This window comes from Sphingopyxis sp. sgz302558 (genome assembly GCF_057220455.1).
The window spans coordinates 137,662-148,328 of record NZ_JBXPUZ010000002.1; the positions used below are offsets into that span (position 1 = coordinate 137,662).

The 10,667-nt window shown below is 62.3% G+C and carries 6 protein-coding genes; all 6 read right to left on the reverse strand.

The features are described 5' to 3' along the window. Position 1: 1 nt before the first annotated feature. The 6 genes from AC2TC0_RS05960 to AC2TC0_RS05985 all read right to left on the reverse strand — a co-directional run bounded on the left by AC2TC0_RS05960 (position 2) and on the right by AC2TC0_RS05985 (position 10,470). Complete coding sequence (locus tag AC2TC0_RS05960; protein WP_484716600.1) at positions 2-1,420, reverse strand: sugar MFS transporter; 1,419 nt, start codon at positions 1,418-1,420, stop codon at positions 2-4. 17 nt (positions 1,421-1,437) lie between these two features. Then, on the reverse strand, positions 1,438-3,882 hold the full coding sequence (locus tag AC2TC0_RS05965; RefSeq protein WP_484716601.1) for a glycoside hydrolase family 3 protein: 2,445 nt from the start codon (positions 3,880-3,882) through the stop codon (positions 1,438-1,440). An 85-nt stretch (positions 3,883-3,967) separates the two neighbouring features. Further along, positions 3,968-4,924 carry an alpha/beta fold hydrolase gene (locus AC2TC0_RS05970; RefSeq protein WP_484716602.1) on the reverse strand — a complete coding sequence of 319 codons (957 nt, stop codon included), beginning with the start codon at positions 4,922-4,924 and terminating at the stop codon, positions 3,968-3,970. Next, the gene (locus AC2TC0_RS05975) at positions 4,921-6,075 is read right to left on the reverse strand and encodes a M14 family zinc carboxypeptidase (RefSeq protein ID WP_484716603.1); all 1,155 of its coding nucleotides are present in this window, start codon (positions 6,073-6,075) and stop codon (positions 4,921-4,923) included. The genes AC2TC0_RS05970 and AC2TC0_RS05975 overlap by 4 nt, the downstream gene beginning before the upstream one ends. Beyond that, the gene (locus tag AC2TC0_RS05980; protein WP_484716604.1) at positions 6,050-9,118 is read right to left on the reverse strand and encodes a TonB-dependent receptor domain-containing protein; all 3,069 of its coding nucleotides are present in this window, start codon (positions 9,116-9,118) and stop codon (positions 6,050-6,052) included. The genes AC2TC0_RS05975 and AC2TC0_RS05980 overlap by 26 nt, the downstream gene beginning before the upstream one ends. A gap of 35 nt (positions 9,119-9,153) precedes the next feature. Further along, a complete protein-coding gene (locus AC2TC0_RS05985; protein WP_484716605.1) occupies positions 9,154-10,470 on the reverse strand; it encodes a dicarboxylate/amino acid:cation symporter in 1,317 nt (438 codons plus the stop codon). Positions 10,471-10,667 lie beyond the last annotated feature (197 nt).

Genomic DNA, 10,667 nt, shown 5'->3' on the forward strand with positions numbered 1-10,667 from the left:
GTCAGGCGAACGTTGTCTCGTCAACCGCCGGGCGACGCGCGTAGAGGCCAAAGGCGGCAATGATCGCATAGCACACGGCAGGAAGCAGAAACGCTGTGCCCAGACTGCCGGTCGTATCAGCGATGATGCCCGTTATCAGGGGGATGACTGCTCCGCCAAAGATAGCCACGTTGATGATGCCTGATCCGTCGGCTGCGCGCGCGCCGAGCCGTTCGCATGCAAGGCTGAAAATCGTTGGAAACATGATCGAGTTCATCAACCCGACTGCCAGCAGGCTATATCCTGCGACCGCGCCAGAGGTGGAGACGGATAGCGCGATTAGGGTAATCGCACCGACCGACACGGATGCCAGAATTTTGCCCGGGCTGACCACGCGCAACAGGGCCGACCCAATGAAGCGTCCAACCATGGCCCCGCCCCAATAAAGCCCGATCAGCTTGCCAGCAGCTTGCTCTTCCAGTCCAAGGACGTGGTCTTGCATGAGATAGTTGACGATCAGCGACCCTATGGCGACCTCGGCACCGACGTAAAGGAATATACACATTGCACCAAAGCTGAAGCGCTTACGGCGTAGCAAGTCGTTGTCAAACAACCACAAAACTGGGGCCAAGAGAATTAGGACCAGCCCGATCACGGCTTGACCTTGCGTCGCTAGGACAGCTCCGCCGATAACGAGCGCCAGTCCAAGTCCATAGCGTGCCGGCGTTACCAGCGCGCGTTCATCGGTGACAATCTCTTGCTTCAGACGGTTTCGGAACATCCACACCGCCGCCGCTACGATGGCGAGCGCAATGGCGATTCCGACATAGCCATTTACAATAGCTTGGCTTTCTGCCGTGCGATAAGCATCGAGCTCTGCCCCTGATAAATCCGCAGCGGTAACACTGGCCAAACTGCCAAGGATCAGGATCGACCCGGCAATGGGAAAAACGGTGGTGCCCAGCGAATTGAAAGCTTGCGCAAAAGTCAGGCGGCTGTGTGCCGTTTCAGGCTTCCCGAGCAGCGAGATCAGCGGATTTGCAACCACTTGCACGATGACCACACCACTGGCCAACACAAAGAGTGCGAGCAAGAACAAGGCATAGGTGGCGTTTTGCGACGCAGGAATGAACAGCAAGCATCCGACCATCATGATAAGCAATCCGGCCACGGCACCGCGCATATAGCCAATGCGCTTAACCAGCGCGGCACCCGGTATACCAATCACGAGGTAGGCGGTGAAAAAGCAGAACTGGACCAGCAACGCCTGCGTGTAGCTAAGCGTGAACAGCTCTTTCAGCTTGGGAATGATGACATCGTTCAGGCTGGTGATGCCGCCGAAGATGAAGAACAGCCCCATGACGAACAGCTGCAATTGCGGGGCGTCGATATGCGTTGCGTCACCCTGCGACTGGGGTTGCGCGCCAACTTGCAAGGCCATCCGTCTCTCCGTTGTTTCTATTTCGTTGCGACCGGGCAGGGGCCGTTCCCCCCACCCGCTTCAATACGCACATTGCGGATGGTGGCAACAAAGCCTTTGGGGGCCTTGATGCGCAGCGGCGATCCGACCGCGCCAAATTTGGTGCCCGCGTCGCGGAAACAGCGCAGGGGGACCAATGTTTTCAAGATGGTGCCGGCGGGCTTGCGGCTTGCCTCGGCGCGCAGGTTGAATGCCGCTTCGCCGAACGACACCAGCACCGGCCCACTCGCGGGCTGGTCGATGCGCCAGTCGATCAGCAGCGATGCCCCTTCGCCCAGCGGCCCTCGCAAATCGACCACCGGCCCATTGACGGCAAACTGCCCATCGGCGTTCCAGCGGAACTGCCGCGCATCTTCCTGCGCCGACAGGTCGACCGCGCGCGTGCTGACCGAACCATCGATGCCCAGATGCCAAGGTGCGGGCACCTTGCCGCGCACAATATAATTGGTCGCCTGCGTGCGCGCCTGCGCTGCGAGATCGACGCGTGGGTCTTCGTTCACCGCCGCCAGCCGCGCCGGCTTGGCGTAGGACAAGCCATAACCCGCCGCAAACAGTGGCTTATCGATTGGCGCGCGCGCATCGGCGGGCCAGGCAAAGGGCAGGCGGCCAACAAAGTCGCGCGCTGGCTTGCCGTCTGCTGCCGCCACCAGCACATCGGCAACGCCGCGCCCCTGTGTGCCAGGCAGCCAGGCGGCAACAAAGGCATCGGCCTGGTTGATCAGCTTGCCGGTGAACATCGGGCGTCCCGACAGGAACAGGACCACCACCTTGACGCCTTGTGCCTTCAGCCGGGCGATCAGCGCCATGTCGGCATTGCTGGTGGCAAAGGCCAAGTGGGGGACATCGCCCTCAAATTCGGCATAGGGACGCTCGCCGACGACGACTACGGCGACATCCGGCTTGGCGGCATAGTCCCCCTTGGCCGAGATGGTCGCCTGTCCGCCGCCCGCTCGCACCGCATCGGCGATCGCGCGGCCGATGGTCTGGCCGTTGGGGAAATCGGCCGCCTTGGTATCGGTGCCCTGCCAGCTGATCGTCCATCCGCCTGCCTGCATCGCCATGTCATCGGCGCCCGGACCCGCGATCAGTACGCGGCTGCCCGCCCGAATGGGCAGCGCCGCGTCATTGTTTTTCAGCAGCACCAGCGATTTGGCCACCGCCTCGCGCGCCAGTTCCAGATGCGCGGGCGCGCCGATCAACGCCGGATTGCCGCGCATCGTTGGCATATCGCCCATCAGGCCAAGTTTGAACTTTACCCGCAGGATGCGCCGCACCGCGTCATCGATGCGCGCCACCTTGATGCGACCATCTTTGGCCGCGGCCAACGTCGCTTGATACAGGCCCTTCCAGCTGTCGGGTGCCATGAACAGGTCGAGCCCGGCATTGATCGCCGCCGCACAATCGGTCGCCGCACAGCCCGGAATCTGGCCATGGCCGTTCCAATCGCCCACCACCAACCCGGCAAAGCCCATGCGGTCCTTCAGCACATCGGTCAGCAACGTCTTGTTGCCATGGTGCTTGACGCCGTTCCAACTGGAAAAGCTGGCCATCACGGTCAGCGCCCCTGCGTCGATGGCAGGCGGATAACCTTGCGCGTGTTTGGCTATCAGTTCGGCCTCGGTGATGCGTGCATCGCCCTGATCGCGCCCATCGGCGGTGCCGCCATCGGCCAGAAAGTGCTTTGCCGTTGCGGCCACGCGCAGCGGATCGAGCGGGCGACCAGCGACCAGCTCGCCCTGCAGCCCCAGCGTCATCGCCCGGGCATAGCGGGCCACCAGCGCCGGATCGGCGGCATAGCCCTCATAGGTGCGACCCCAACGCACATCCTGCGGCACCGCCAGCGTCGGCGCGAAAGTCCATTCGATGCCGCTGCCCGCGATTTCGGCGGCGGTGGCAACGCCGATGCGCTGGATCAGCGCAGGATCGCGCGCCGCGCCCAGGCCGATGTTGTGGGGAAAAATTGTCGCGCCGGGCACATTCGAATGGCCGTGCACGGCATCGACCCCGAACAATATGGGGATACCCGCTCCAGTCCGCAACGATGCTGCGCGAAACTCGCCGACCAGCTTTGCCCATTGCGCCGCGCTCGCGCGTTCATTGCCATAGGGCCCCGAATTGCCGCCCGCCAATATTGATCCCAGCGGATATTGGGCCAGGTCGCCGGGCTTGATGCTGCCGATATCGGCCTGAATTATCTGGCCGACCTTTTGCTCCAGCGTCATGCGCGCCAATATGTCGTCAATGGCCTTTTCGGTCGCGGGCGAGGTGATAGCGGCGGGGCTGGCCGCAGCGGGCCACAGCGATGCGTCGGCATCGGCACTTCCTGTGGCTTTGCCCGCCTGTTGGTCCCCGATCTCGCACCCGGCCAATGCCAAGGCAAGCAACGCCGCATAAGCGCCAAACCGCATCTGTCTCTCACCCATGATGAAATATTGTGAACGTTCTCACCAAGGAATGACATCAAGCGCGCGGCAAATCAAGCCAGTTGGCAATTGCGAGCCAGCTTGCCTAATTGGGACAGGCAATAACCGACGGCTGTTCCTTCAGCACGGCGAGGGCAAAGGGCGCCATGCCGCCATTGTCATGGCCGATGCCGGGTGCCAGCGCGCAGCTCCAGGCAAAGGTCATCCCCCGCTTTCCCGCGTCGGCGCGGGCGGCGGCAAAAAAGGCGTGGCCGCGGGCCAGGCGGTGCGGGCCTTGCGCCATGGCCTCGGGGTCGCGCGGCAGGCTGGGGTAATTGGGGTCGTTGTCGGCTGTCCCCAGCAAAACCGTCATGCGGGTGGCATAGGCCGCCTCGGGCGTCCAGATCCCGTCCGGCAGGCCCCCGGTGCCGAACGGCCAGCGATAGCGCGTATCGGGAAACATATAGGACCCGGCATTGGCTGATACCGCGCGCTCCATCCGCTTGGCGTGGCCGGTCATCACAAACCGATGCGCAAACTGTGCGCCCGCCGAATGGCCGAACAGCCAATATTGCGGCCGGGTCAGCCCCTCGCGCGCGCGCATTGCGTCAAACAGCGGCTCGATGGCTGCAAAGCTGCGCTGCGCTATCGGCGTGGCTGCCCCGGCCTCGTCGAGCACGTTGCCATGATTATAGCCGCGCGCGCCGGGAAAGCTGGCGCTGGTAAATTCGGGCACCACAACCACCAGCTTTTCGCGCGCGGCAATATCGATCCATTCGCTAATGTACCGGTCAGCATCGCGGCGCACGCCGTGGAAAACGAACAATATGGGCGCATCGGCGGGCGTGTCGGCGGTGCGCAAATACCACACCGGCAGTGCTGGCCCGCCCCAGCCCGAAAAGGTGAAACGCTGGACCCCGCGCGCAGCCAACTTGTCGGGAGTATCGGCAGCGGTCGTGGCGGTCGCGGGCGCCGGTGCCGATGTCACCGGTGCCTGTGCTGACACCGGGCTGCAACCGGTCAAATAAAGCGCGCCGGTGGCCGCGACCAACAATCTCTTCAATCCAGTTCTCCTGCTGACGGACATGCCAGCTTTTCCAAATACAGCCGCGCCACGGCCTCGCCGATGGCTGCGGCACGCGCGGGGCTGTGCGCATCGGCGAGCTCGACCGTAAAGGCGTCGGCCGTAAGGCGGCTCTCGACCCAGCTTTTGAGCGTATTGCCCTCCGCCGCCTGTGTCGGGATGACGGCCAGCCCCGTTGCCTTACCCACGCCATCGGCAAATTGGCGCGCGGCGATGCTTGCGGTCTTGCTGGAATACAGCGCATCGTGCCGCGTTGAATGGAAATCGAGCACTGCGACGAATTTTGCGTCCGCCGATGCCTTGACCACCCACTGGCCAACTCCGGCGGTTTCGGGCTCGCTAAAGCGGCCCCAATCGCGATTGGGATCAATCCGCCCGGCGTTCGTGCGCCAATGGCCGCGCGCAATGCCATCAGGGTTGATCATCGGCGCAAAGACGAACGCATGGCCGGGGCAGCGCGTGGCCGGATCGGCGGCGAGCAACGTCTCGGCAAAGGCATCAAATGCGGCCGCGCCGGTGGTTTCGGGCGGGTGCTGGCGCGCTGCGAAAAAATGGATAAGCGCCGCGTCCACAGGCCCATGGCGGAACAGCGGTACCGGCCGACCGTCGCGGCTGGTAAATTGGCCGACCAGCGCGACCCTGCCCGCCTGTTGCTGGCTCGCCCATTGCCGCTGCACGTCGGCCAGTGGCCGGATCGGCTGGGCAGCCATAACGGCCGACCCGGCAAAGGCCGGGATGGCGATGGCAATGGTGCTCCCATCGGGCGCCGCGGCGCTGACATCCAGCCGCTGCCACGCGCCGCCATTCACTGACAACCACGGCGAATAGCGATGCCGCGCGCCGTAATAGGACAGCGTGACCCGCCGCATTACGGGCGACGCCTGTGTCAGCCGGGCGGCATACCAGGGGCTGGGGTTGATCGGCTCGATCTCGGGCCGGATATCAAAGGTGACCGTGCCATCGGCCCCAATGGAGCAGGCGGCAAAGGCACCGCCATCGAACGCGCGATCAACGGCAATTCCTGCCCCTTCGCACGCTCCCTCCGTGGGAGAAGCGGCGCTGCTGTCCGGCACTGTACCGGACAGCAGCAGCGCTAGCAGAAGGTTAGAACTTTTTGCGAAGCTCGACATGGATCACCCGTCCGCGCGCGGTGTAAAGCTCGCTGTAAAAGCCATAGGTTTCGTCAGCCAGCGGCGGATCCTCGTTGAACAGATTGTTCACCGCAACGCGCAGCCGGGTGCCGTCGAGCGGGGTATTGTTCTTGATGGTATAGGCGATCGACAGGTTGGCCACAAACTGATCGCTGACCCGGAAGAAATTGGCATTGGGATCATCCGACACCAGCAATACGTCGCGCACCACGCTGGTGTCCCATACTTCACCGGTATATTGGCCATAAAGGCCGATTTCGACCGGGCCTTTTTCCCAGTTGATCGATCCGCTCAGCCGCCATTTGGGGCGGCCGTCAATTTCCAGCAACTCGCCAAGGCCGCCGACGGTGACATCGGCCGGCAGCGTGCCGTCGGCGATTCCCGCCAGCAGTTCCTCGCCATCGGCGCCAGCGCTCTGGACGAAGCTATCCAGCCGCGCCGCATTCAGCCGCAAGCGGAAATCGCCGATCCCGAAATCGGGCACGCGATAATCCATCCCGATATCCCAGCCCTTCGACACACGGCTGTCGAGATTGAGATAAGGATCAAGCACGCGGATGATCGCGCCGGTAGGGGCAAGGCTGGTGCCGGTGAACAGGGCGATATCATCGGCGGTGGGCGCGGCGCGGATCACATTGGGGTTGCTGCTGCCATTAAGGCGGCGCAGCAAATCGAGCGCAATCGCGTTGTCGTCGCCAAAGGTGCCGACCAGCCCGGTCTGCTTGACCCGCCAATAGTCGGCGGTCAGCGTCAGTCCGGGCAGAAAGTCCGGCTCCAGCACGATGCCCAGGTTGATGCTCTCGCTGTCTTCGGGCTTCAGGCTCCGCGCGCCCGAACGAAAGCTGATGACGCCCTGACCAGGACAGGCATCAAGGCTGGACAGCAATCCCTTTTCAACGCGTGCCTGACAGATGACGAAATCATCGCGGGTGTTGGACCTCGTGGTGCCATCGTCATTGACCTGCACCAGGTTGGGGGCGCGGAACCCCTGCGACCAGGCACCGCGCAGTGTGACGCCGGGAATGGTGGTCCATGATGCTGCGACCCTTGGAACCACGGCGGTTGCATCGATATCTTCGAACCGCTCGACGCGTCCGGCCAGTTGCAGATTGAACGATTCGACCAGCGGAATATTCATGTCCTCGCTGACCAGCGGAACAAACACTTCGGCAAAGGCGGAGTAAACCGTGCGCGTGCCATCGGTGTCAGGCGACGGGCTGGTCCCGGCGACGTCGCTGCCGTTGGTTACCCCGGCAATGACGCTGTCTGTCCAGGTGATGGTGCCATCGAGCCGCGGGTCACGATCGTCGAAGAATGTTTCGCGCCGCCATTCGATTCCGGTCGCCACGCCCACATTGCCGCCCGGCAAGGTAAAGAGGTCATCGCGGCTGATCTTGAAGTCGGCCAGCGCCAGGCTGGTACCGCCCTTGCGGAACACGTTGATGCGGAACGTGTCGATCACTGCTGTCGGATTGGGCGTGCAATCTCCCTGGCCTGGATCACCGGTCGCGCAGCCGCCATTAAACGGGTTGTAGGCGTCGGGCGTGGTCCGGTTGATTGCCTGCTGCAGCAGGGTCAGCGAAACACGGTTGGTTTCAAGGTCGGTCACCTTTGCTTCGGAATAGACGAAGCCGGTATCGAAGTTCCAGGCGCCAAGGTCGCCGCGCAGCCCGGCGACCAGCCGGAAGCTATCCTTATCGACCAGCACGTCGCGGTTGCCGGCATCGACGAAGCGATAGCGCTCCATGATCAGATCCGCGCCGCCGGCGGGAATGGTGGTACCGGGAAGGCGGTTGGGATTGGGCGCGCCGCCGGGCAGCGTGGTTGCGCCAAATGGGTTCCAATAGGCATTGCGCGAAATGCCGACGGGAACTGCGCTCAATATCGCCGAGGCGTCGTTCTTTCGGGCATTTTCAGAGCGATAATAGCTTCCCTCGAAATAGGCCTCCAGCGAATCGGTAAATTCGTAATTCAGCAGCGCCATCGCATTGTAGCGGTCCTTGCGGCTGATCAGCGTGTTGCCGAAAATCGTGTTGTAACGAACAGCGGTGGTCGGCGTTTCGCCATTGCGGGCGCAAATGCCGTTGCGGAAATCCATCCGGCAGCCGGTGAAGGTGCTGGGCTGCAGATAGAAGTCATCATCGTTGATCGGCGTGCGGCTGTTGGGCGACGTTTGAATATCGAACTGGCCGAACGGGCCAAAGGTGTTGCGGTTGTTGAACGAGGCATCGCCAGCAAAATCCGTTCCCGCTACCAATCGGGTGCGGTCGTCATCGCTCGAATAATCGCGGCCTTGGGCACTGAGCCCATTTTCGTGGAAATATCCGCCATAAACGGTCAGATTGCCGCGGCCACCGGCGAAATCAAAGCCATAACCGCCACTGATCGACGCGCTGTAAAGGCTGGTGCCAGTCGACGCGCGCCAGTCGGCTTCAAGGAATCCGCCGCGCATATTGCCCTTCAGCACGGTATTGATCACCCCGGCGACGGCATCGGCGCCGTAGACCGCGGAAGCGCCATCGCGCAGCACCTCGATGCGGCGGACGCTGCCCGGAGCAATCTCGTTGGTGTCGGGGCTGACCACCGGCACCAGCAATTCGGTCTGGAACCCGGGATGCAGGTTCATGCGCCGGCCGTTGATCAGCAGCAATGTGTTGCCGGTGCCCAGGTCGCGCAGGTTGACCGATCCGACATCGCCGCGGACATTGTTCTGCGTGGTGGCATTTTGTTCGTTGAACGCAACGGCCCCTGTCTGGGGAATCGAGCGGAACAGTTCGTCGCCCGATGACGCCCCGGTATTTTCGACCTGCTGCTCGTCAAGCACGGTGACCGGCAACACGTCATTGATCTGCGCGCCTTGGATCTGCGAACCGACGACAACGATTTCGGGTTCGGCCGGTTGCTCGGTCGGACTTGCGGCGGGATCAGCGCTCTGATCCTGCGCATGGGCAGGCACGGCCAGCAGGGCGATGGTCAATGCCGCCAGGCTGCTGCCTTTGGCAAAAATTGTTTTGGTGTTCATTTTGGTCCTCCCTCTTGGCGGTCGCGCCGCCATGTTCAATCTGCGTCTTGTTCCACCGGTGCCCGCGCAATGCTGGTTGCGCTGGCGAACTCCCCCCGCTTCAACACGGCTGCAAATTTTTCCTCGTCGATGGCATTTTCCCAGCGCGACACCACGACGGTGGCGACGGCGTTGCCAATGAAATTGGTGATGGCCCGGCATTCGGACATGAACCGGTCGATGCCCAGAATCAGCGCGATGCCGGCGACCGGGATCACCGGCACGATCGCCAATGTCGCCGCCAGCGTGATAAAGCCTGCGCCGGTGACCCCCGCCGCACCCTTGGAACTCAGCATGGCGACAAGCAGGATCAGCAACTGGTCCGACAGCGTCAATTCAATGTTCATCGCCTGGGCAATGAACAGCGCTGCAAGGGTCATATAGATGTTGGTGCCGTCCAGATTGAAGGAATAGCCCGTCGGCACGACGACGCCGACAACCGGGCGCGCGCAGCCCGCGTCTTCCATCCGCTCCATCAGGCTGGGCAGCGCCGCTTCGGATGAACTGGTTCCCAGCACCAGCAACAATTCCGCCTTGAGATAGCGGATCAGGGTGAAGATGGAAAAGCCGCTGAACCGGCACACCAGCCCCAGCACGACCACCACGAACAACGCCGAAGTGATGTAAAAAGTGGCAACCAGCGCCGCCAGATTGGCGATCGACGCGATGCCATATTTGCCGATGGTAAAGGCAAAGGCCCCGAACGCTCCAACGGGTGCGGCGCGCATGAAAATAGCCACCAGCCGGAAAAAGGCGTGCCCGATCGATTCGAGCATATGGACGACCGGCTCACCGGCCTTGCCGACACCGGCCAGCGCCAGTCCGAAAAAGACGGCGAGGAACAGCACCTGTAGCAAATTCCCCTGCGCGAATGCCCCGACAAAGGTCTCGGGTATGATGTTAATCAGGAATGACGTGACGGACTGGTCCTTGGCCGCGGTGACGTAATTGCCAACCTCGGCATTCGACAGACTGGCGGGATCGATGTTCAGGCCGTCACCGGGACGCACCACATTGGCGACGACCAGGCCGATGATCAGGGCCAAGGTGGAAAAGGTCAGGAAATAGGCAAAGGCCTTACCCACCACGCCGCCAAGCTGGGCGATGTCGCGCATTCCGGCAATGCCGGTGACAATCGTCAGGAAAATGACCGGCGCAATGATCATCTTGACCAGACGGATGAAGCCATCGCCAAGCGGCTTCATCGCCACGCCCGTTTCGGGCCAGAAATGGCCGATCAGGCCGCCGAGCAGAATTGCGGCCAGCACCTGCACATAGAGCTGGGCATAAAGCGGTTTGCGCTTGGCAGGCATCGGGGCCGCATCAGCGGCCAGCAGCGTCGCAGCGATTATCCCTCTCCCTGAATCTTCGTCGCCATTATTTGGCGTTTGTTGACAGCGTGGAGGCGGGTTAGCGAAGCGCAAGCACAAAATGTGTCGGCATAACTATCGGAAAATTAAGCCATAAGGCACAGAGCAAGATCCATAATGTGCGGATTTCCGCTCAAATT

Coding starts and splice junctions, on each gene's coding strand:
- AC2TC0_RS05965 (WP_484716601.1), bottom strand. CDS start 3,882: ATGGGTGAGAGACAGATGCGGTTTGGCGCTTATGCGGCGTTGCTTGCC.
- AC2TC0_RS05980 (WP_484716604.1), bottom strand. CDS start 9,118: ATGAACACCAAAACAATTTTTGCCAAAGGCAGCAGCCTGGCGGCATTG.
- AC2TC0_RS05975 (WP_484716603.1), bottom strand. CDS start 6,075: ATGTCGAGCTTCGCAAAAAGTTCTAACCTTCTGCTAGCGCTGCTGCTG.
- AC2TC0_RS05960 (WP_484716600.1), bottom strand. CDS start 1,420: ATGGCCTTGCAAGTTGGCGCGCAACCCCAGTCGCAGGGTGACGCAACG.
- AC2TC0_RS05985 (WP_484716605.1), bottom strand. CDS start 10,470: ATGCCTGCCAAGCGCAAACCGCTTTATGCCCAGCTCTATGTGCAGGTG.